This window comes from Mesotoga prima MesG1.Ag.4.2 (assembly GCF_000147715.2).
Taxonomy (GTDB): domain Bacteria; phylum Thermotogota; class Thermotogae; order Petrotogales; family Kosmotogaceae; genus Mesotoga; species Mesotoga prima.
Map to the genome: position 1 here is coordinate 478,509 of NC_017934.1, position 22,434 is coordinate 500,942.

The following is a 22,434-nucleotide window of genomic DNA, read 5'->3' on the forward strand; positions in this document are numbered from 1 at the left end:
GATTTCTATAAGAGTTTTCTAGCTCTTATTTTCTGGAGGTTTTCATACATTGGAAGACCGTTCAGGTAGAGATTAGGTGCCTCACCCTGTATCAGTGGAAGTGCATAAGACCTGAACTCGTCAGTAACATAAAATCCGTCTTCGGAGATGAATTCGACCGGGAGATCTTTTGTACCATTTGCAATGAGCTCAAGAGCGACCGTAGTGTATTCTTTAAGATAGGGTTTGCTTCTCAATCTATTTATGGAAATCATGACCTCGCTTTCCCCTCTTATGGCCTCTCTAACGGCAAGTGCTCCTACTTCAACTGCTTCTTGCCAATCGATCAAGCTTGCAACGTGCCTCGATGATCTCTGAAGGTAATCAGGTAAAGCCACGTGAACTTTGCACTTCAAAGCGTCTCTAATTATCTTCTCAAGGTACTGACCTATCTTTCCTAACTGGACATTTCCAAATGAATCGTAGTAGCCAGCAGTTGATATGAATGAACCATCAGGCCTTTTGAGAGCCTCTGAGGCAACTATTGAGCAGTATCCTTCCTTCTTCACAACTTCTTCGACTTTTGCGATAAAAGAGTCCTCCATAAAGGGAACCTCAGGAAGGAGGATGATTTGAGGACCGTGAAACCTGTCTGTGCTTGCAAGTGAACCAGATGCGGCAAGCCATCCCGAATTACGTCCCATGGATTCCATAATAAAGACCTTTGTTGAATCACTGTACATTGATTTCAGGTCTCTGGTCGCCTCCATTATCGATATTGCGGTGAATCTTGCGGCCGATCCATAACCGGGGCAGTGGTCAGTTTCAAGAAGATCGTTGTCCACTGTTTTTGGAATTCCAACGACTTGCAGTTCATAACCGATCTCTTTAGCCTTTTTGCTTATTTTGTGAGCAGTATCCATTGAGTCATTGCCACCGTTATAGAAGAAGTATCGGATCGAGTGCGCATCGAAGACTTTAAATAGCTTCTCGAAATCTTCATCACTGTCAATCTTCGTTCTACAAGAACCGAAGACTGCACCTGGAGTGTAAGGAATTCTGTCTATCTCACTTCTTGCTTCTTCAGTTAAGTCGTAAAGATCCTCATTTAGAATCCCCTTTACTCCATTTATTCCGGCGAAGACTCTATCGATTTCTTTGCTTTCAAGAGCCGCAACCAGTGTTCCATAAGCAGATGCGTTGATTACAGATGTAACGCCCCCGGATTGAGCGTAAACAGCATTCTTCATTATAGTGGTTCACCTCCCTCACTTACATAAATGATATCAGACAGTGAAATCTGAGTGAAGGAACTGACTCTCTAGCAGCAATCTCAGCTTGAAGGTTCCGATAGAAGAGACCGTGCCGAGTTCTTGTATCAGATGTTTAGAACGGGAAACTTCACTTCCGATGTCTACCTCAATGATGATTTTCGCAATCAGCAATGAACAATTGTCTTGGGTCAGTAATAAACCTCAAGGAGAAGCGTTCCACAACTCACCCTGCCTCTTTGTATCTTCGGAAGAGACCATTAAATTTGGATTTGAGGTGTTCTATTAGACTGTGGCAAATGAGCGGTTAAATTCCTTGAGACCAAGAGCCAGTACTTCAATAGCAATCTTCATCTTTTCTGAAGAAAGAACATAGGCGATTCGAACTTCCTTCCTACCTACACCTTCACTTGAGTAAAATCCCTCTAGTGGAGCAACCATTACTGTGCTCCCATCGTAGGAAAAGTCTGTAAGCATCCATGTTACGAATTCTTCGGCGTTTTCAACGGGAAGCTTAACCGAGATATAGAAAGCACCGGAGGGTTTCTGCATTTCTATTCCATCGATTTTGCTAAGCTCTTCAAAGACTACATCTCTTCTGAGCTCATACTCCCTTCTCACTGAATCTGTGTATTCCTTGCCCAATGTAAGGAGACCAATGGTTCCGAGCTGAGCAATAGTCGGAGGAGATAGCCTCGCCTGGGCAAATTTCATCATCGTTCTGTAAACCTCGTTGTTCTTTGTTGCCACACACCCAATTCTTGCGCCACAGCTACTGAATCTCTTTGAAATGCTGTCAACGATAATTATGTCTTGTCCTGAATCTATCGTCATGATTGAGGAAGGTTTTATGCCGTCAAAAACCATTTCTCGATACACTTCATCACAGATAACGTATAGATCATTTCTTCTTGCGAACTCTATGAGTCTCCGTAACTCGTCCTCTGTGTAAACTACTCCTGTGGGATTAGAAGGATTTGAAAAGAGAATTGCTTTAGTTCTTGCGGTCAAAGCTTTGGATAATTCTTCGTCATCGGGTAATCTATAACCGTTTGATATTCTCGAGGTAGCGGCCCTAACTTTGAGTCCCAGCATGTTGGCGAAGCCTATGTAATTGGCGTAGAAAGGTTCGATCAACATAATCTCATCGCCAGGATCAGCTACAGCCGCTAGAGCGAAGAGAATTGCCTCGCTGCCGCCCGAAGTTACAAGAAGCTCATCCGCGGAAACATCGATTTCCCAAGATCTAAAATACTTTGAAAAAGCCTCCTTAAGCTCTTTTATTCCATCTGATGGCGAGTAAGAGACCACGGAATCGGAAAGCTTGTTTACATAATCAAAGAATACTTTTGGAGTTTGAATATCAGGCTGTCCAATATTGAGATGATATACCTTCACACCTCTATCCTTAGCCTTCTGTGCAAAAGGCACTAATTTCCGTATTGGAGAAGATGGCATAAAAATCCCGCGTTGCGATATTTTCATGTTTTACCTCCTAAAATGATAACTTTTCATTGTTATTATACAATAACTATTTGTTGGTATGAAGGGCAGAGTTAGGCCATTTTAAGGTGTTAAGTTGATGTGCTGGTCTCATAGTCCGACAAAAAAAGGCTGCGTGCGCAGCCTTCACGATAGTAGTAAAGAAGCTTACTTCCAGGGAAATAGCACGTGACTCAATTTCCTCTGTCCTCGAAAGTCACCTCAAGCAGATTAAGGGTTCTATCTGTCTCAAGTTCAAGCACATTCTGCTTGTCTGATTCGACTTTCTTGAGTTCTTTCTCAATCATATCCATACCTCCTGTATTCATTTTCTTCTTCTTCCCCCGCTGTTTGTACTTAGATTATAGCATAGTAGTTCAGCCCTAAACAATAGAAAGAGAGAGTAATAAGGAGATAATGGTTCATAATTGATATTAAATGCCTGTCTTTACAATCACGTCGTATAAACCAGCGTAATTTGGCTAACAAGGAGTCTATCATCTCACAGTGATCGTAAAAGTAGTCGATGCCTCCCCGCCTTTTAGATCATTAGCGGTTAGCATAACTGTGTTCGATCCCAGCTCTTCTGGAATGAAGGAGTAAATGCTTCCCGTAAGAACTCCAGGTCCATAGACCAGCTCATACCTTAGATAGTCTCCGTCTGGGTCGATGCTAAACTGTCTGAGGTCAAGCCGCAAGGTTCTAGTCGCAATGGTTGTTTGATCAGGCACATTAAACTCGGGTGGGCGATTGGTGTCGGTAATCAGCAGATCGAAGGTGGCACTGGTCTGGCCTCCCCTTCCATCAGAAGCGCTTACTACAATTGTATAAAAACCGTAATCTTCGAAACCTGGTTCAATTATCAGCCTGCTTCCTTCGATCGTTCCCATTCCCTGAACGATCTCAAATGATAGATTGTCATTGTTTGGATCAGATGAGTATTCACTGAGATCAACAACAAGTCTGGAACCTTCTGCTATTGTAAATCCAGGTATATTTAATTCTGGTGGCCTGTTGCTCTCCCTAACATCAATTCTGAGAGTCGCCCTTGCAGACCCGCCTTTTCCATCTCCTACAGAGACAATTGCTTCATAAGTTCCTGCGGTGCCATAGTCTGCGTCGAAGGTGTAGGTTTCTCCCTGGATAGTTCCAGGGCCGGAGACCAGTGAGAAGCTGAGTAAATCGTTATCAGGATCTGAAGCGTATTCTGAAAGGTCAATCGTTAGTACATCACCCTCCGCGATTCTTCTAGGTAGAATTGAAATTGTCGGCGGATTGTTCGTCCGAACTACAGTGAGATTCGCCGTTCTTTCAATGAATTCTCCCTTTCCATCGGAAGCTCGAATAGTTGCCGAGTATCTTCCTGGTTCGTCCGATTGGAATATGTACGTCGACCCTTCGATTCTTCCCGGGCCACTGAGAAGTTGGAATGAAAGCGAATCCCCGTCAGGATCAGTAAAATAATTCTCGAGGTTCAATCTGTATTGTTCACTCTGAAAAACGACGCCTTCCGGAATACTTGAAGCTACCGGAGCTTTGTTCGCGGACTCAATGTTTATCTGAAAGCTTTCTTCGACGACGTTCTTTCCATCCGATATTTCCAAGACTACTGTCTTGGAACCGGCATCCCCGGGAGGGCTCACATAGGAGTAAAGAGTTCTTTGAACCTCACCCGGTCCCGATTTTAAGTTAATTGAAAGTGGTTCATCCTCTGGATCGTTCACAAAACCTCTCAGGTCCAGAACCAAAGTGTTTCCTTGCTCGAGTGCCTGATCCGGGACATCAGCAGTAGGTGGGAGATTCTGTGCATCGGCCACTTCTGTTTCCGAAGATGTGACTGGACTGTCTAGACTCGTAGCGGCAGTTTCCGATGGCACAGAAGATGTGGAGTCTGCGGTCAGCTCTGTTGAGGATGTAGCAAAGGCTTTATTAGATATCATGAACGTTGAAGCTGCCTTCTCTCCTCTTCCATCTGAAACGGAAATAGTCACCCTCTCATAATTTGCACTTGTGAAATCAGGTTCATAAGTATAGTTGCTTCCAATTATTTGCCCATTGCCCTCGGTTAATGAATAATTCAAGGCGTCAAGGTCAGGATCATTTGCATACTCGTCAAGGTTTATTGAAATCGTCTCCCCTTCGGCAACCACCTGGTCTGGGATAGAAAGCTCGGGTGGACGGTTGACCTCTCTCACAGCGATTTCGAATGAAGACTCCGCCATTTGTTCCTTCGAATCTACTACTGAAATTGTTACAGAGTGACTTCCCGACTGTTGGAAACTCGGTGAAAAAATGTAGAAGTTCTCTTTGACCTCTCCGGGACCCGAAATTTTCGTGTAACTCAGAGATGTCATCTTCTCATCGCTTGAATAGTCGTGAAGATCTATCGAAAGCGTACTGCCCTCATCGATAATCATATCGGGGATGCTTATTATTGGGGGTTTGTTAAGCATGTCAGGCAGGAGTCGTATTGCAAAAACAACAACCACAACGACCATCAACAAAGCCCAGAAGAACCATTTTCTCATACCGCATAACCTCCATGAAAAACATAATAATTATCAGTTCCATTATAGTTTATTCCTGTTCCATGGCCAAACGAATTCATTTGCGGGAAAATAAACTCGAGTATCCGAATAGTCGGCTAAATCAGTTCTTTATTGTCGCTAAACAAATTAGATTATACTTTGTTTCTACGTGGGTGAATTTTTAACCTAATATCTGGCATAAGGGGCAATCAATATGCTAGAATCTATTTGATAGAAAAATCACAATCTAGTTTCTTCAGCTCATTTAATGTAGATTTTGAATGGAGGTGCTGTCAGGTGCCCGTGACAATTACCGTGAACGGCAAGGATTTTACTGTTGATGAAAACCAGAGTATACTGGAAGCCTGCCGTGAAGTAGGAATAACTATTCCGACTCTTTGTTATCACCCTGCGCTTTCGGTGGTAGGTTCATGCAGGGTTTGTGTTGTAGAAGTAGAGGGAGCTCGTAACCTCTCGCCAGCGTGTGCAACTCAAGTTGCTGATGGGATGAGAATCAAGACAAATTCTGAAAGGGTTACTAGAGCAATAAGGTTTAACCTAGGTCTTCTCCTTTCCAATCATCCTAATGATTGTATGACCTGTGATGTAAATGGTAGATGCGAGTTTCAAGATCTAATATATCAGTACGACGTTGAAGATATGTTCCCAAAGACGCTGAGAAATGTTCCATATGATACCTCCAGTCCATCGCTTTTTAGAGACATGAACAAGTGTATTGATTGTGGGAGATGTGTGAGAGCCTGCGATGAGCTACAGGGTCTTTCGATACTCTCTTCGGTGAACAGAGGGTATCATGTTCTTCCTCTGCCAGCTTTAGGTGCGCCCATCGCGGCCACCGATTGCATAAACTGTGGTCAGTGCTCGGCTGTCTGTCCTGTTGGGGCAATTACTGAGAGAATGGAATTCAGGGAGGTAGTCGCCGAGCTGAGAAAACATGATAAGGTTTTGATAGCACAAACCGCTCCATCAGTTAGGGTGGCCCTTTCTGAAGAGTTTGGAGAGCTTCCCGGCACGGTCAGCACCGGTAAGATGGTTGCCGCGCTTAGAAAGCTTGGATTCGACTATGTATTTGATACGAATTTCACTGCCGACCTCACAATTATGGAAGAAGGGTCTGAGCTTCTTGAAAGGGTAAAGGAAGGCGGAAAGTTTCCGATGTTCACTTCATGTTGCCCGGGCTGGGTAAACATGATGGAGAAGTTGTACCCGGAATTCACCGAGAACCTTTCAACGGCGAAATCTCCCCAGGAGATGATGAGCGCCCTGGTCAAAACGTACTTTGCAGAAAAGATAGGGAAGAGGCCGGAAGACATTTATCTTGTGTCGATAATGCCGTGTACAGCTAAGAAGGACGAAAAGGGCAGAGATACTTTGACAGTCAGGGGGACAAGATCTACCGATGCGGTGCTTGTAACAAGAGAACTTGGGAAGCTGATTAAGATGCACAAGATTCCTTTCGAGTCGCTTGAAGAGGAAGAATTTGACAGTCCACTCGGAATCTCTACCGGCGCTGCGGTAATCTTTGGTGCGACAGGCGGTGTTATGGAAGCCGCTTTGAGAACTGCGTACGAGCTTCATACAGGAGAAGAGCTCCCAAGACTTGATTTCGATTTTGCCCGCGGATTTGACGGGGTGAAGGAAGCTGAAATCGATATGAAGGGTACCAAGGTAAGAGTAGCCGTAGTTCACGGGGGAAGCAACGTTGTCAAGTTGATGGACAAAATTCGTTCAGGAGAAGCATTCTACCATTTTGTCGAAGTCATGGCTTGTCCGGGCGGATGTATCGGAGGCGGTGGCCAACCCAAATCGAGTCAGCCCGGTTATCTTCAGAAGAGGATGGAAGCTATCTATAATATTGACAAATCTTCGGTAATCAGAAAATCTCACGAAAACCCGGCGATTGCTAAGCTTTATGAAGAGTATCTCGGAAAGCCTTTAGGACATCTCTCTCACGAACTACTCCATACCCATTACAAAGACAACAAAAAGAGTGTGATCGAGAGAAAGAAAGAACTTGAGGAAATAGCCAAAGGGTAGGTTCTCAAAGCTGTATGAGTTTTGAAGGGGCCTTATGGCTCCTTTCGTTTTTGGCTCAGTCCTCCTTCTTTAGCAAAGTGAGAAATACGGCAAATGGTGTCTTGAAGAGGCACTTGATATCGAGAATAAATGATCTATTCTTCACGTAATAGAGGTCAAAGGCGGTTTTAATCCGGTATTCTTCCAGCGTTGTAGTGTATTTGTAGTTTATCTGAGCCCAGCCCGTTAGACCCGGTTTTACGAGAAGTCTAGACGAATAGTCTACGATGTTGTCCATTCCAAGCTTGTGAAATGATGGAAGCTCGGGTCTTGGTCCTACAAGACTCATATCTCCTTTGATAATGTTTATGATTTGCGGAAGTTCATCCAGTCTGAGTGGTCTCAAGAATTTGCCAAGCTTTGTTATCGTTTCCTTGTTTCCCTTCGTGTCGAAAGTCCTGAACTTGTACATTCCGAATTGCTTACAGTCCTTGCCGATCCTTGTTTGGCAGATGAAGATGGGTCTACCTTCCATGAGCAGAGAAATTAGAGAAACTATAACGATAATCGGGCTGAACAGAACTAACATTATTACTCCAATACCAACATCCAAGAGTCTTTTGAAGCTATCATATACCACCTTTGGTTCAATCGGGTCATTAGAGGTCAGCATAAAGCTTTCTTCCTTGAATTGCGATTTCACACGTTTGTAGAGTATGAAATTTCTGACGACCGTTGCTCCTAGCGCAGGAAGGGCAACAAACGGTGATACAGGAAGGAAGACTGGAAAAACAAAGCAAGACATGACAGCAGATCCAAGGGTAGAAGCCATTTGCTTTTCTTTATCAGAGATCGTGATTCCCTCGTAACCGCGCATTGAAAAACTGATCAGAACACTCGTACAACAGGCTGCAATGAATGCACCAAGACCGTTCATTAAGAGCGGCAAAGCCAGTAATAGGTCAATCAAATAGAAAAGGCTGTTCATCATTATATTCTCTCATCTTTGTGTAGATATTTGAACTGGCAATTTCTCACGGTGCAGAGTATTGACTCTGTTTTTGGGGTATCATGGAACTTGGGAGGAAGGGATTGAAAAAACTATACCTTAGTGATCTTCATATTGGCGACGGGACGTTAAAGGATGACTTCAAATTCGATTCCGATCTTGTAGAGCTGATATTGAGCTCAAAGGAAAAAGCATTCAGAGAAATAATCATTGTTGGCGATGGACTCGAGCTTTTGACTTCAGAGTTTGTTAAGAAAAGAGGACTCTTGCCGTTCGATCAACTCATCGATCAACTGGATGTGTCGTTAATAGATGTTATTGAGAACAGACACAGGGAGGTATTCAGAGCATTTCGGGAGTTCACCAAGAGTGGTAGACTGATATATGTTGTTGGAAACCACGACTCATTTCTTCTTTTCAATGAAGGTCTTAGAAAGAGGCTCACTGAATTCCTGGGTGACAGTGAAAGTGTACAGATACAACCATACTATCTCGACAGAGAGTTCAAGACTCTTGCTTTGCACGGAAACCAGTATGACATTGTGAACAGGTTTTTCAAGGACAGGAGAAGCGGCGAGTTAATGCAGCCATTCGGTGACTACATGGCGCGCTTCATGATGAAAAATTTTGATAAATGCCTCTTGAGAAAAGAGCTTCCTGAACAGGCAGTTAGGGATTATCAGAACATTCATCCTACTCTCGACGTCTTTCAGTGGTTCGATTTTATTAGAAGAGTATATGATGTTGATTCAGATCTTCAGGATGAATGGGCCAGACAGTTCCTTCTGATGCTGAAAAGTGATGCGGCACAGCGTTGGATAGACGCCAGTTGGCCAATGTTGAAGGTTATTGAAGGACTATTCATCAACAAACACGGTGGAATGAAACTCGGTAGTCTTATGGTTAGAATGGTTATGGCATTTAGAAAGCTGAAGAAGACCGATAACCTTTACAAACAGGGCAGAAGATTGCTTGGAGCCGAAGGTAAGAAGGGCTTTCGTAAAGCTATGAACAACGAATTCTTTCTGATGTACGGAGATAAAGCTCCCGCAATTGTTCCCGGTGAGCTGAAGGGCGTGATAATGGGTCATAATCACCGTCATGTCCTTAGAATGATTTCGAGCAACGGAGAAGAGAAATTTTATGCCAATACTGGGACATGGAAACCGGTTGTCGAAATGATTGATGACGATCCAAGGAACGGTTTTGCCAGAAGAGTGGAACTGGGGTATATTACTATAGAGATTGTTTCTAACGAGTTTCTAGTTGAGTCAAAGCATATAAAGAAGCTTAGTGGCCTTCGGTTTTCTGAAGATACACTGGATAAGAAAACCGAGTGGAATTCTGTGCGCGAGATTGGAATGCGAGTCTGAGGAGGGATGTAAATTGCACTATTATAGAGGTTCTTCGATAGTGCCGATAATAATCACCTTGCTCTTAGTAATTGTTGCGGCCGTAGTAGCGGCCTTTTTCCTCTGGCCCGTTCCAGAACCGAAAATACTTATCTCGAATGTCTCACCAATTCCGAAAAATGCAGAGAGAATCCAGTATGCTGAAAAGGTAGAATTAAGGTGGGAAGCTGTATATGAACGTCCCAGGCACGGCCTCTTAGCAGAAGTCTTTGCTGGCAAGGACCGAAACAGTTTGACCAGATTGGCACTTGACCTTCAGGGTGATCTGACCTCCCCTACCGAAGGAATATTTTCCTTTTCTCACGAGTTTGAGGTTGATCCTCACTCTCAGTACTGGTGGAAAGTAAGGGTTTACACAGAAGGTGGAAAATCCGCAGAAAGTGAAATCTGGACATTCGTACTCATGAATACTTATCCTAGAAGGCCAGAGGTAGTTCCACCAGGCAGCAACCTGGGAAACGTCCCTCTAAAAGATCTGACACTTAACTGGAGTTCCAATGATCCTGATGGAGATGAGTTAGTATACGACGTGTATTTTGGTAGAGAGCCAAGATTAGATGAGAAGGACATTCTCATTAGAGGAACGAACGAAACAATGGTTGACGTTTCGTTACTTAAGAGACTTGATTACTCGACGAAGTACTACTGGAAAGTCGTTGCGAAGGACTCGTATGGAGGCGAATCTACTTCTTATACTGAGAGCTTCACAACTCAGATGAGGGTTGATCTTCCTGCAGTTACGCCGGAAAATCCAAGAAGCGGAGCTAGCGATTTTGATGCGGGAAGAGGATTTCTTTCGTGGAAGACTTCTTTGCCTCTCGAATACTATCTTGACGAGCTAGATTTTGATGTCTACCTTTCCGAGGGGCAGTCAAGATATTCACTAATTGGAACAACAAATTCAACCGAGATTGCTGTTCCTTCTCTCAAAGGCCATACAACTTATAGTTGGTATGTCGTTGTTAGAGATGCATCTGGAAAAGAAAAGAAGAGCGAAGAGTGGATCTTCCGGACTTCTAACAGAGCACCCATAATCGAGATGGAGTATCCGAATATTTCTCCAGGGCAGGATTCTGTGCCGGTAAAATGGGAAGTAGTAGACCCCGATGGAGATAGTGTTACAAGCGAAGTATTCTTTGGACCGGATGGTGATGAGCCTGCCAGAATCGCTTCAGGTAGAATGACATCGATTTTTCTCTCAGCACTTGATGAAGAAACGAACTACACACTCTCTATAAGAGCTAGCGATGGTCAAGGAGGAGAAACCATAAGAGATATTTCTATTACCCCGGGTAATAGGCCTCCCTCGATCTATCTTTCTCGGCCGGTGTCGACGGAGTTTGTCGAACCCTCGGTTGTATCATTCAACTGGTTTGGAGAAGACCCCGATGGTGATTCTCTTAACTACATGCTCCATTTGAAATCGAAGAATGACTCAAGAATCCTAGGTCCAATCGAATCTCAAGAATATATTGTGAGAGACCTGGAAGAAAACGAGAATTACAGCTGGTTTATTACGGTAGAAGACTCTAGAGGTGCCTTCGCTAGAAGTGAAGACGCTGTTTTCACTACAGGGCAGAAGGCTCTGGAAGTAGCTGTCCCGTTGACGCCTCAGCCTGGTGAAGTTGAAGTAAGCTTATCTGACACTACTTTTAGCTGGGAAATCGATGATGAGAGCGAAGATCTTTCTTATAGATTCGTTCTTGGAAATGACGACAGGTTGAATGACATAATCTTTGAAAACGAAACGAAGGAAACTTCGATTGAATTGACCTTGGACCTATTTAGTAACAGGAAGTACTTTTGGAGAGTCGATGTTATCAAGAACGGTTCTGAAACTGAGGGAGAAGTCTGGAGCTTCACCAGCGAAAATCTACCTCCGGCGTTACCAGAGCTCAGATTCCCTGTGGATGGAGCTTCGGAAGTATCGACCAATGATTTGACTCTAAGTTGGGTTTCCAGTGATCCCGATGGAGAAATTGTGTCGACAAAGGTACATCTGCGAGATTCTGCTGGAAATGAAGAGGAGTACGAAGCTCTCGGGAATTCACTGACTATCGAAGAGCTTGATCCCGGTCACCGTTACGAATGGGCCGTAAAGGTTACCGATGACGGGGGAAAAAGTTCTGTCAGCAAATACGCATCCTTTGTTACTGGAAACCAAAGGCCGGTTATAACTTTAACTCATCCTCCTAGAATGTTCCTGGAGGGGGCAACGACTCCTCTTGTTGTTGAATGGGAGCTGGACGATCCTGAAGGAGAAGACCTTGAGGTGGGAGTATATGTTAACCTTGCCGAAGAGTCGTTAGGGCGGCCAGTAGCTATCGGAGATAACCTTGAGAGATATGTCATAACCAACCTCATTTCCGGCAGAGATTACTTGTTGACAATCGTGGCAGAGGACCCCGGAGGTGAAATAGGGACTCTCGAAATACCTATAAAAAGCCATGTTTCGGGACTAGACTACATCTATCCTTCCGGTGGAGTATTCGAGAACGGCAGAGAGTTCTCTTGGTCTTATTCACAACAGAATTCTGGATACGTCTTCCGACTTTATGATTCAGATCATAACCCCATTGTCAGAAGAGTTATTCAGGACAACACATACAGACCCGAACTATCTTTTGAGGACGGTAGGCAGTACTTCTGGGCTGTATCTGTTTTGAGGGACAATGTAGAGTATGCAGGTGAACCGGTCAGTTTCATTTCTGGACAGTCGTTTGGAGTGTTGCTTGAAGCGCCTAGGAACGGAGAAAAGGTGCCGGCTTCGGGAGTAACATTGAAATGGGTTTTAGACGGTGATACAGAAGCGATAAGGCAGAAGGAAGTCTATTTTGGAGAACTGGGTAGCCTTTCACGTTACACTGTTTCGAGCAACAGTTATCAGACAGGAAGGCTTCTTGCGGGACGAACATATGAATGGTTCGTTCAGTTGACAGACAATAGTGGAGCCACAATAAGAAGCGAGACCTTCCGATTCTCGGTTGAAAACAGGCCTCCAGAACTTTCTTTAATCAGTCCCGTTAATGGAAGGGCGGTTGGTGAAACGTATGTTGATTTAACATGGTCAGGCTATGATCCTGACGGAGATCATCTGAGATACTCGGTGTATTTTGGAACCGACGAGGATCTAGAGCTTTACAGAGATTCCATGCAGTCAAATCAGATTAGAATATCCGGCCTTTTGATGAACAAGACATATAGCTGGTACATTACAGCTTCAGACGGTCAAAATGTTGTTAAATCCGAAACGAGAACATTCAATGTTACTGCATCAGAATTCAAGATTGACATCCTGTCCCCGGTAGTGGATTCGGAAGTAGATCTTACCCCCGTTTTCTCCTGGCAATCTTCTGAAGTGGGAAGTGGGGAGTTCAGAGTGTTTATTGGTGAGTCAGAGTCGGAAATGTCACTGATCGGTATAACTGATGCCACTTCTATGCGATTGCAGAATCGATTGGATAACGGCAAGACCTACTATTGGTCAGTTGAGCTCTGGCAGGAAGGAAAGATGATATCCTCAACCGGTCCAAATAGATTCAAGACAATGTCGTCCGATAAACCTACTGCTTCTGAGAGTGCCGATATGTTAGCTTTCTACTTCAACGACGTTTTGAATATAGTTTCACTGAGCAGCGCTGGCCTGGAAATCGTTGAGATCCCTTATCAGTATGATGGAAAGAACTCCGCAATTCTAAACGGTGATCTACTTTATGTGATAGACAAAAGTGGAAAACTGTCCACAATCAACTACCGGACCGGTGAGGCCGAAGTTATCGACACTCTAGTTACTAACACGGTTCCAGAGAAGTTGATTATGGAGGGCGGATATCTCTGGATTCTAGACACCAAGAGTGCAGGAATGGTCATTAGAGTAGTTCTCAGCGAAAGTGGCATTCCCGAAAGAATGGAAACTGTTTACAGGGACTGGACGACACCGGTTGATTTATTCGTCACGCAAGATCTCTCGAGAATTTATCTGGCAGATGCTTTGTCGGGAATAAAAATCCTCGAGAGAGGAGGGGAAACTTACAACGATCGTTCTTCAAGTTTTGAAGTTCCCTTGGATGGTTATTCCAGAGCAGTTGCTGAAAGTAACGGTGTTGTTTATTCTGGAGAGGCAGGAATAGACGGTGGTTTGAAGGTCATTGATATAGCAAGATCGAGAAAGGCTAATGTAGGAAGGTACTACATTGTTCTTGAAATAGAGGTGTCGGGCAGTGTTCTTTACGCGTCTACCGATAAGGGAGTGTCGATTGTAGACATTAGTACTCCAGATTCTCCTGTAATTCTTCGGGATTTGGAGCTCACCCAGGTCGATGAGATTTCAGTTGAGGGGAGCCTTTTGATAGTTAGATCGGGAAACAGCATGTTAGTTTATGATGTAGAGAAACCTAATGATCCAGTCTTGCTCGAGAGCAGAAAGGAATAGAATTCCATTTTGGAGGTGTTAGCGTGAAGAAATTACTCTTGGCAGTATTAGTTACATTTCTTTCAGTAGCAGTGTTTGGCGTAAGTGACAGCGTACTGGTTATGGCAATTGAAACTGAGCCGGTAGGATTCGATCCGACGCTGGTTACCGCATTTGCATCTCACAGAGTTCTTGAGAACGTTTACGATGGTCTTCTGAAGTATGATGAAAATATGAATCTCGTTCCTAATCTAGCCGAAGATTTCGAAGTGGTGGATCCCTACACAATAGTGTTCAAAATACGAGAAGGCGTAAAATTCCACAATGGCGAGACTTTGACTGTTGAGGATGTTCTCTTTACTTTTGAAAGAATAAGGGATCCCGAAGTAAAGGCTCCAGCAGCCAGTTATTACGGCGAGGTAGAAACAATAAGATCTTTAGACGGAAACAAGGTTGAGTTCAAGCTGAAAATCCCGATGGCTTCTTCGCTTCTTCCCAATTTTGCGGGAGTTAACAGCGCTATACTTTCCAAGAGTTTTGTCGAGTCAGGCGCAAATCTTCAGCTAGAGACAAATGGTACGGGGCCTTTCTACATTGCTGAGTTTGTCGCAGGCAACTACATAAGGCTGAGAAAGAATGCAGACTATTTTGTTGCCGGGCTTCCTTATCTCGATGAAATAAAAATGATGATAATGCCCGAAGAGGTAACAAGAGTTTCCGCTTTAAGAAATGGGGACGTCGATATTGCAAAGATCAGCGAGCCACTAAGTCTTAACCAGTTAGCCTCAGACAAGTTCGTAATTTACAGGACGCCAGTGCTAAGCTATTATTTGCTCGGTTTCAACACGACAAGAGGACCTCTAAGCAAACCGGAAGTTAGAAACGCCCTCAGTTACGCCGTTAGCAGGGAAATGATAGTGAAGGCTGTGGCCTTTGACGAGGCAACAGTTACGGGTCCGTTGAACCCCGAGCTGGATTTCTGGGCTTTGCAACCCAATCAGTTCGAGGAGTATAGTTACAATCCTTCAAAGGCGAAGCAGCTACTTGCAGAAGCCGGTTATCCAAATGGCTTCGAATTTGAGATAGTTGCTGCGCAGAGATACAATTTCGATAAGGTTGCACAAGTAATCCAGGCTCAGCTGGCAGAAATCGGTGTCATTGCAAAGATAAACTTGGTTGAGTGGGGAATTTTCATCAGCAAGTGGAGAGAGAGTGATTTCGATTCTTTCATTTCTATGAATAGCGGATCGATAGATCCAGACATCCAGTTCAACAGGACTTTCCGAACTGGAGGATCGACTAATGTCTTTCTCTATAGTAACCCTGAGGTCGATGATCTACTTGATAGGGGTAGAAGCGAGTCCGATATGAACGCCAGAAAACTGATCTATGAAGAAGTCCAGAGAAAACTCGTGGAAGAATCACCAATACTTTTTCTCTATTCGCCAAACACGTTATTTGCCTCTAATAATTCCGTTAAGGGATTTAGATCATTGGCGAATGAAAGCCTTGTGTTTTTGAGAGAAACAAGCAAAGATTAGTTTCAGAGTAGAATATGGAGTTCGGTTACGTAATCAGGAGGCTGCTATCTGCAGTTCCCACAGTTCTTTTAGTCACGTTCATGGTGTTCATTGCGATTCACATAGTTCCTGGCGATGTGATAGATATAATGCTGGGAACCCAGAATTATCTGACTGAAAGTCAGATAGAGGATCTGTATTCCGAATATGGGCTTGACAAGCCCCTGATTGTTCAGTATGGAATATGGGTTAAGAATCTGCTTTCATTCAACCTGGGCACTTCACTAAGAACGGGCCGACCCGTAACCGAACTGATAAAGGAAAGATTCCCGGTTACTCTTGAACTGGCCGCTTTCTCATTAGGATTTGCACTTTTATTTGGAATCCCCATGGGAATAATCTCTGCAATAAAGAGAAATGGTTTTCTCGATAACTTTGTGAGAGTGATCGGTCTAATTGGTCTTTCGTCCCCATCCTTCTGGGTGGGGGCGATCTTAATTGTGCTGGTTTCTGGTGCCTTCGATAATTTCAACCTATTTGGATATGTGAGTCCGGTAGTCGATCCGTTTTCTAATCTACAGGTGATGTTTCTTCCTTCACTTACAATGGGCTTGATGGTAGCAGCGCAGATTTTGAGAATTACCAGAACATCGATGCTGGATGTACTAAATCAAGATTACGTTAGAACTGCCAGAGCAAAAGGAGTGAGTGCCCGAAATGTAATTCTCAAGCATTCTTTGAGAAATGCTCTAATTCCTGTTGTAACGCTCTCGGGTATTCAGCTAGGCTATCTGCTTGGTGGAACCATAGTAATAGAGAATATGTTTGCCCTTCCCGGAATGGGAAGACTTCTTCTTCAGGTTGTCAATGAAAGAGATTATCCCGTTGTTCAGGGAATTGTTCTTTTTATCGGGATAATAATAGTAATGTTGAATATCTTGGTTGACGTTATATATACACTAATTGATCCTCGTGTCGAGCTACGTTAGGGTGAGCGACTATGCTTAGAGTAATGCGGAGACTTGTGAGTAATCCGATCTACACGATTAGCATGATCATGATCTTTGTCATTGTTCTGATCACACTATTCCCTGGTTTATTTGCACCATATGACCCGTACAAGATGAATATGGATGCCTTTATGAGCAGGCCTTCTATAGATCATTTGTTTGGTGGAGACCAGTTCGGAAGAGACGTATTCTCAAGGTCGATGTATGGAATACAGAAAAGCGTAATAATCGCTTCCAGTGCGATTGCTATTTCGGCGATAATCGGTACTATGTTGGGGCTGTTGTCGGGCTATATTGGCGGACTGACCGACCTGATAATCATGAGGATTATGGATAGTTTCTTCGCTTTCCCATCGCTTATTTTGGCACTATTCATAATTGCTCTTTTCGGTTCAAGCATGTCCAACCTAATCTTTGCAATCGGCCTTGTCTATGTGCCGATATTTGCAAGGACCGTAAGGGGAGCAACGCTTTCTCTAAAGGATACTCTTTTTGTGAAGGCTTCTAAGGCGCTTGGAAAAAAGAATATCTCTATAATGCTTAAAGACATTCTTCCAAACATCTCTTCGATCCTGATTGTAACCTTCACCACAAATGTTTCAACAGCGCTTCTAACCGAGGCTTCCCTTGGTTTTCTCGGTCTAGGAGTTCCTCCTCCAGAGCCTACTCTAGGAGGAATGGTTGGCCAGGGAACCTCCTATTTGTTGAGCGCACCATGGATAGTCCTGTTTCCTGGAATGATGATAGCTATAATCGTTTTGAGTCTCAACATCCTGGGGGATGGGCTGAGAGATGTGCTCGATCCTAGAATAAACAGATAATCACCATCTATAGGTCCACAAGGCCGTGGAACTAGTGGAAACCCCATCAACATGGTTCTTCAACATTTCGATTTCCTCAACGCTGTCTATAAGACCTGCAGCAACTATGGTAGTCTCAGGTGCATGAACTCTGATTTTTGGGGCTACCTTCGCTGCGACTATTCCGGGCAGTATCTCAATGTTTCTCACTCCATTGGATACGATCGTTTGAATTCCCTTTTCAACGGCCCTCGAGTCAAGTACGAAAAACCTCAAAAGGCTCTGATGCATCCCGGCATTTACTGCTTGTTTGAATATTCTAAGCTTAGCAGTGATTATTCCATCGACTCCGCTCTTCTTAAGATAAAGAACGCTATCCTCGTCGCCAGAAAGCCCAGAAACAAAATCAATATCCACGAAGACCTTCTTTCCAGCAGCTTTGAATCGATCGATCCTCTCCTGTATTTCAAAGAGCCCACCATTTAGGAAGAAAACCGTTTCCGGAACAACTGATTCTGGTCTCTCTTTTCTGTTCCATAAAGCCGCAATAATTCCTTTTAGCATAAAACCCCTCCTAAGTAGAATAATACACTAAGCGCTGATTTCGAAAGAAGGAACCCTCCTGTTCTCTGAAGGGTCACTTTTTTTCCGGCTGAGTGTATGGAATATGATATAATTCTTTACACGTGGTAGAGTTTATGAGAGAACCACGCCATTTTTGTATGGCGTGGTTTTCTTTTTGGAGGTGCTGGATGCAAGCGGTAGTCATTGGAGGTGGAGTTGTCGGGTGTCTAATCGCTCGAGAACTCAGCAGATTTAGAATTAAGGTTGTTCTCGTTGAGAAATTAGAGGATATAGGACAGGGAGTTACTAAAGCAAACTCTGCTATTCTTCACGGTGGCTATGACGATCCGCCAGGAACATTAAGAGCTAGGTTCTGCGCTCCCGGAAATCTAATGTTTGATAAGCTCGCTGAAGAATTGAAATTCCCTGTAAAAAGGACCGGATCGATTGTCGTAGCAAAGGACAGAAACGAGCTTCCAAAACTTGAGGAGCTACTTCAAAATGGTATCAACAATGGAGTAAAAGATCTCAGAATCGTTGGCAAAAATGAGCTTAGAGAGCTGGAACCTCACATTTCAGATGAATTTAATTATGCCCTATTTTGTGGTACTGCTGGAATCACTGAGCCCTGGATGGTGGCGATTGCTTCGGCTATGAATGTTGCCGCAAACGGGGGCGAGGTTGTCACAGGTGAAGAAGTCATAGGCGGGAAGATCAATGAAGGAAGGGTCACCGAAGTATTTCTAAGTTCTGGCAGGAAGATTGAAGCCGACTTGGTAATAAACGCAGCCGGTCTCTTCTACGAAAAGGTTGCTTCAGCCTTTAACGTGAATGTGCCCCCGGTTCATTTGAGAAAGGGTGAGTATATCCTTTTGGATAAAAAGGCAAGTGAATTAGTAAATATGATAATATTTCCGCTTCCAACCGCTGCAGGAAAGGGAAAATTAGTTGTCCCAACGGTTGATGGAGGAGTTCTTCTAGGGCCGACTTCAGTTGAACTACCCGAGTTTTCGCCGGAAGATGTTAGCACTACTGATTCTGGGCTGACTTCAGTTAGAGAATCTGGAGAATATCTTATCCCGGGAATAGACAATGCAAAGTGGTTCATAAAGTCATTTGCCGGGCTGAGACCTGAAACCGTCCAAAAGGATTTCTACATAAAGAGAGCCGAAGAACTTGCAAACTTCATCACAGTGGGGGCTATGAGATCTCCAGGTTTGACTGCAGCCCCCGCAATTGCGGAATTCGTAGTTAGTATGATCGTTCCAGAAACTGGAATCGATCTGGTTAGAAGAGACGATTTTGTTCCGTGTCTTGAAGAGAGAGTAAAGATAAAGGAACTTCCAGCTGGGAAAGTCTCTGAGATGATTGATGAAAACCCTGCGTATGGGCGAATCGTCTGTCAATGCAATGAGGTTTCTGAAGCCGAGATAGTCCAGGCCATTCGCGATGGAGCAAGAACAATTGACGGTATTAAATTTAGAACTAGAGCGGGTTTTGGAAGATGTCAGGGCGGGTTCTGCAGCTGGAACATTGCGAAGATTCTGGCTAGAGAGCTCAAGAAGGATCTATCCGAAGTTAGACAGAACAGCGAGGGAAGCTGGATAGTTGATGGGAAGGTGAGACAATGAACAGACTCACCACAGACGTTCTTATCATAGGTGGCGGAGCAGCAGGTATGTCATCAGCTCTCAGTGCTGCAAAAACTGGAGCTGACGTTACTCTCCTAGAAAGAGAACCGATTGCAGGAGGTGTCCTAAATCAGTGTATTCATAATGGGTTCGGCCTTCAGTTCTACCATGAGGAATTGACAGGTCCGGAATTTGCCTCTCGCCTTCAACGTGAGATGAGTGAAGAAGGGGTGAGCATGATTGGTGAATCTTATGTCCGGCACATAGACGTGAGGGAGAAAAAAGCAGTTGTGCTTTCTCCTAAGGGAGCATTTGAAATTTCTGCGAAGGCCCTTGTCATATCGAGCGGAGCCAGAGAAAGACCGTTCGGCTCGCTGTTGATACAGGGTTATAGACCGTCAGGAATATTGCCGGCAGGTTTGGCTCAAAGATATGTGAATCTAGAGAATTATCTACCAGGAAAAAGAGCGGTTGTACTAGGATCAGGGGATATCGGGTTGATAATGGCAAGAAGACTGACACTTGAAGGTGTGGAAGTAGTCGCTGTAATAGAACGGATGCCATATCCCGGAGGTCTTACAAGAAACATTGTTCAGTGCCTTGAAGATTATGATATTCCCCTTCTCCTTTCGACAACTGTGACCAAAGTCTTCGGAAAGGGAAGGCTTGAAGAAGTTGAAATAACTAAGGTCGATGAGAGATTCGTTCCGATACCGGGCACTTCCAGCCGGCTGAAAGTTGACACTTTAATACTTTCTGCCGGGTTGCTTCCACAGGTTGAGGATTTCGATGATGATTTGACTATCGATCCTATCAATAGAGGTTTTGTTGTTTCAAACACAGGTGAAAGCTCCGTAGAGGGTGTTTTTGCGGCGGGAAACAATGTTGCGGTATTCGATCTCGTGGATTATGTAGCCGCCGAGGGCTGGATAGCCGGCCGTCATGCTGCTCTCTATGCGCTCGGCAAGAATACTTCTGGGGACAGGGTTCCCGTTGTTAGGGGAGATAATGTGGGAGTTGTTGTGCCTGGCATAGTGGATATGGATGAGCACGTACGCCTGTATGTAAGATTGAAAAACCCTATGGACAAGGGCACTCTAGTTCTAAAGGAACTAGGGCTCGAGAAGAGTTTCTCTTATGGGGTTCCCAGTGAGATGATCCAGATGGTTATTAAAAAAGAGAAGCTGATGCCTCTTATTGACGCAAAACGGTTAACGGTGGAGGTGCACTAATGGAGAGACACATAACTTGTGTAATTTGCCCGGTTAGTTGCAAAATTTCAGTTAGAAAAAGCGGAAGCGAGTATGAGATAAGGGGTAACAGATGTCCCAGAGGAAAAGAATATGCTTTAAATGAATTAATCATGCCGAAGAGAATACTTACAACAAGCGTAAAAGTCATCAACGGGGAGATTCCCCTAGTTTCCGTGAAGACATCTGGCGCAATTGACAGGTCGATTATAAAGGAGAAAATGGATTTGGTCAGAAAAATTTCAGTTGAAGCTCCTGTACAGATTGGAGACGTCCTTATGGATGATATCGATGGCCAGGGGACTGCGCTCATTGCCACGCGTCCTGTGAAGAGAATTCAAACTTTTCTTCCTTAATCCTACTACTTGAAATAACGTTTGATTCGGGTTAAAATAATCATTGTGTTCCAGCGTGGCTCAATGGCAGAGCATCCGGCTGTTAACCGGACGGTTGGGGGTTCGAGTCCCTCCGCTGGAGCCAGAACTCCCCCTGTTGGGGGAGTTTTTTATATCCAGCTCTGTCCTGGGACCTTGGGAAAGAGTCTTGTTCTTGAAACGTTGTCTAGAGAACAGACATATCTTGTCAGTCTTTCGACACCAATTCCACAACCTGCAGTCGGAACAAGCTCTCCTCCTTCTGCGATATCCATGTACCATGAGAGTTCTTCAGGGTCGTTGCCTTTGAAACCCATTCTTTCAAGGATTCTCTGATGCTCCCATTCTCGTTCTCCTCCGGACAGAGTTTCACCAAATCCATGAGGAAGTATTAGATCCATATCCTTGAGTGTTCTCTTATCTTCCGACAACAAGTCATAGAATTCCCTCTCCCATATTGGGAAATCAATTAACCAAAACGGCTCGCTAAAACTGGCGGATAGTATCGTTTCAAAGTCTTTTCCATACTGTTCATAAGCGTCCATGAATTTCACCGTAGCAAAGGGTTTTGAAGGAATCGAAGGATCCGAGGAAAGAAAATCCATTTCTTCGCTGCAATTTCTCTTTACTGAAAGCATTACTGTAATTATGAGGTCTTCGATGAGAGACATTATTTGCTCTCTCTTTGCGTTCCGGATTTCAAGATCAATTTGACTGAACTCAAAGAGATGTCTTCCTGAAAGTGCCTTTTCCGATGTTTCAAGTCTTACATTCGGAGAAACAATGAAGATCCTTTCGAATGATTTACACGCTAGTTGCTTGTGAAATATCATTGACTGCGTAAGGCGATACTCCTGATCGTAGTAAGTGAACCTTGTGGTGTGAACTTCGTGATTAAGTGGATCGGTGATCGGAGATACAATAGTAGGAAGTAGCTCGACAAAGTTCTTTCCCCTAAGAAAACTGCTTGCTTCTCCCAGAATTGCAGATTTTACTTTAACTGCCGACTTCACAACCGGATCACTAAGGTGCTCCAACACTCTAGAACTGAGTCTCCCGATGCTTTCCATTTTCTCACCCCTTCAAAAATTAAGGCCGATGGATAACCATCGGCCTTCTAATCTTTTTTGTTGAAACGCAAAGATTAACTGACCGA

15 protein-coding genes and 1 tRNA gene are annotated in these 22,434 nt (G+C 44.1%); 10 read left to right on the top strand and 6 right to left on the bottom strand.

What is annotated here, in order from left to right:
- Nucleotides 1-5: 5 nt before the first annotated feature.
- From THEBA_RS02335 to THEBA_RS02345, 3 genes are all read right to left on the bottom strand, one after another.
- The gene (locus tag THEBA_RS02335) at nucleotides 6-1,229 is read right to left on the bottom strand and encodes a 6-phosphofructokinase (RefSeq protein ID WP_014730281.1); all 1,224 of its coding nucleotides are present in this window, start codon (nucleotides 1,227-1,229) and stop codon (nucleotides 6-8) included.
- Nucleotides 1,230-1,535: 306 nt separating this feature from the next.
- Nucleotides 1,536-2,735, bottom strand: a complete 1,200-nt coding sequence (locus tag THEBA_RS02340) for a pyridoxal phosphate-dependent aminotransferase (protein WP_014730282.1) — start codon at nucleotides 2,733-2,735, stop codon at nucleotides 1,536-1,538.
- Between the two features lie 494 nt (nucleotides 2,736-3,229).
- Complete coding sequence (locus THEBA_RS02345; protein WP_014730284.1) at nucleotides 3,230-5,260, bottom strand: Ig-like domain-containing protein; 2,031 nt, start codon at nucleotides 5,258-5,260, stop codon at nucleotides 3,230-3,232.
- Between the two features lie 297 nt (nucleotides 5,261-5,557).
- Here THEBA_RS02345 and THEBA_RS02350 point away from each other — a divergent pair, with 297 nt between their 5' ends.
- Nucleotides 5,558-7,318 (top strand): NADH-dependent [FeFe] hydrogenase, group A6, encoded by a 1,761-nt coding sequence (locus tag THEBA_RS02350; protein WP_014730285.1) that lies wholly within the window; start codon nucleotides 5,558-5,560, stop codon nucleotides 7,316-7,318.
- A 55-nt stretch (nucleotides 7,319-7,373) separates the two neighbouring features.
- On the opposite strand, the gene THEBA_RS02355 is transcribed toward THEBA_RS02350, so the two are convergent.
- Nucleotides 7,374-8,288 carry a sugar transferase gene (locus THEBA_RS02355; RefSeq protein ID WP_014730286.1) on the bottom strand — a complete coding sequence of 305 codons (915 nt, stop codon included), beginning with the start codon at nucleotides 8,286-8,288 and terminating at the stop codon, nucleotides 7,374-7,376.
- A gap of 101 nt (nucleotides 8,289-8,389) precedes the next feature.
- Between THEBA_RS02355 and THEBA_RS02360 the strand changes: the two genes are divergently transcribed.
- From THEBA_RS02360 to THEBA_RS02380, 5 genes are read left to right on the top strand one after another with little or no spacing between them, the layout of a single operon-like run.
- Nucleotides 8,390-9,679, top strand: coding sequence for a metallophosphoesterase family protein (locus tag THEBA_RS02360; RefSeq protein WP_014730287.1), 1,290 nt, complete (start codon nucleotides 8,390-8,392; stop codon nucleotides 9,677-9,679).
- A 13-nt stretch (nucleotides 9,680-9,692) separates the two neighbouring features.
- Complete coding sequence (locus THEBA_RS02365) at nucleotides 9,693-14,150, top strand: fibronectin type III domain-containing protein (RefSeq protein WP_014730288.1); 4,458 nt, start codon at nucleotides 9,693-9,695, stop codon at nucleotides 14,148-14,150.
- Nucleotides 14,151-14,173: 23 nt separating this feature from the next.
- Nucleotides 14,174-15,670: an ABC transporter substrate-binding protein gene (locus THEBA_RS02370; RefSeq protein ID WP_014730289.1), complete on the top strand. Its 1,497-nt coding sequence runs from the start codon at nucleotides 14,174-14,176 to the stop codon at nucleotides 15,668-15,670.
- Nucleotides 15,671-15,684: 14 nt separating this feature from the next.
- Entirely contained in the window at nucleotides 15,685-16,638 is a 954-nt protein-coding gene (locus THEBA_RS02375) for an ABC transporter permease (protein WP_014730290.1), read from the top strand.
- A gap of 11 nt (nucleotides 16,639-16,649) precedes the next feature.
- Nucleotides 16,650-17,480 carry an ABC transporter permease gene (locus tag THEBA_RS02380; protein WP_006492056.1) on the top strand — a complete coding sequence of 277 codons (831 nt, stop codon included), beginning with the start codon at nucleotides 16,650-16,652 and terminating at the stop codon, nucleotides 17,478-17,480.
- On the opposite strand, the gene THEBA_RS02385 is transcribed toward THEBA_RS02380, so the two are convergent.
- Nucleotides 17,481-18,023 (bottom strand): glycerol-3-phosphate responsive antiterminator, encoded by a 543-nt coding sequence (locus THEBA_RS02385; RefSeq protein ID WP_014730291.1) that lies wholly within the window; start codon nucleotides 18,021-18,023, stop codon nucleotides 17,481-17,483. It abuts the gene before it with no gap.
- Between the two features lie 188 nt (nucleotides 18,024-18,211).
- Here THEBA_RS02385 and THEBA_RS02390 point away from each other — a divergent pair, with 188 nt between their 5' ends.
- From THEBA_RS02390 to THEBA_RS02405, 4 genes are all read left to right on the top strand, one after another.
- Entirely contained in the window at nucleotides 18,212-19,654 is a 1,443-nt protein-coding gene (locus THEBA_RS02390; RefSeq protein ID WP_014730292.1) for an NAD(P)/FAD-dependent oxidoreductase, read from the top strand.
- Nucleotides 19,651-20,886 (top strand): NAD(P)/FAD-dependent oxidoreductase, encoded by a 1,236-nt coding sequence (locus tag THEBA_RS02395; protein WP_014730293.1) that lies wholly within the window; start codon nucleotides 19,651-19,653, stop codon nucleotides 20,884-20,886. Before THEBA_RS02390 ends, THEBA_RS02395 begins: the two co-directional genes overlap by 4 nt.
- Nucleotides 20,886-21,260 carry a DUF1667 domain-containing protein gene (locus THEBA_RS02400; RefSeq protein WP_014730294.1) on the top strand — a complete coding sequence of 125 codons (375 nt, stop codon included), beginning with the start codon at nucleotides 20,886-20,888 and terminating at the stop codon, nucleotides 21,258-21,260. Before THEBA_RS02395 ends, THEBA_RS02400 begins: the two co-directional genes overlap by 1 nt.
- A gap of 49 nt (nucleotides 21,261-21,309) precedes the next feature.
- Nucleotides 21,310-21,384: transfer RNA gene (locus THEBA_RS02405), tRNA-Asn, on the top strand.
- A gap of 25 nt (nucleotides 21,385-21,409) precedes the next feature.
- Here THEBA_RS02405 and THEBA_RS02410 read toward each other — a convergent pair.
- The gene (locus THEBA_RS02410) at nucleotides 21,410-22,348 is read right to left on the bottom strand and encodes an asparagine synthetase A (protein WP_014730295.1); all 939 of its coding nucleotides are present in this window, start codon (nucleotides 22,346-22,348) and stop codon (nucleotides 21,410-21,412) included.
- Between the last annotated feature and the right edge of the window lie 86 nt (nucleotides 22,349-22,434).

Coding starts and splice junctions, on each gene's coding strand:
- THEBA_RS02335 (WP_014730281.1), bottom strand. CDS start 1,229: ATGAAGAATGCTGTTTACGCTCAATCCGGGGGCGTTACATCTGTAATC.
- THEBA_RS02340 (WP_014730282.1), bottom strand. CDS start 2,735: ATGAAAATATCGCAACGCGGGATTTTTATGCCATCTTCTCCAATACGG.
- THEBA_RS02345 (WP_014730284.1), bottom strand. CDS start 5,260: ATGAGAAAATGGTTCTTCTGGGCTTTGTTGATGGTCGTTGTGGTTGTT.
- THEBA_RS02355 (WP_014730286.1), bottom strand. CDS start 8,288: ATGATGAACAGCCTTTTCTATTTGATTGACCTATTACTGGCTTTGCCG.
- THEBA_RS02375 (WP_014730290.1), top strand. CDS start 15,685: ATGGAGTTCGGTTACGTAATCAGGAGGCTGCTATCTGCAGTTCCCACA.
- THEBA_RS02380 (WP_006492056.1), top strand. CDS start 16,650: ATGCTTAGAGTAATGCGGAGACTTGTGAGTAATCCGATCTACACGATT.
- THEBA_RS02385 (WP_014730291.1), bottom strand. CDS start 18,023: ATGCTAAAAGGAATTATTGCGGCTTTATGGAACAGAAAAGAGAGACCA.
- THEBA_RS02390 (WP_014730292.1), top strand. CDS start 18,212: ATGCAAGCGGTAGTCATTGGAGGTGGAGTTGTCGGGTGTCTAATCGCT.
- THEBA_RS02395 (WP_014730293.1), top strand. CDS start 19,651: ATGAACAGACTCACCACAGACGTTCTTATCATAGGTGGCGGAGCAGCA.
- THEBA_RS02400 (WP_014730294.1), top strand. CDS start 20,886: ATGGAGAGACACATAACTTGTGTAATTTGCCCGGTTAGTTGCAAAATT.
- THEBA_RS02410 (WP_014730295.1), bottom strand. CDS start 22,348: ATGGAAAGCATCGGGAGACTCAGTTCTAGAGTGTTGGAGCACCTTAGT.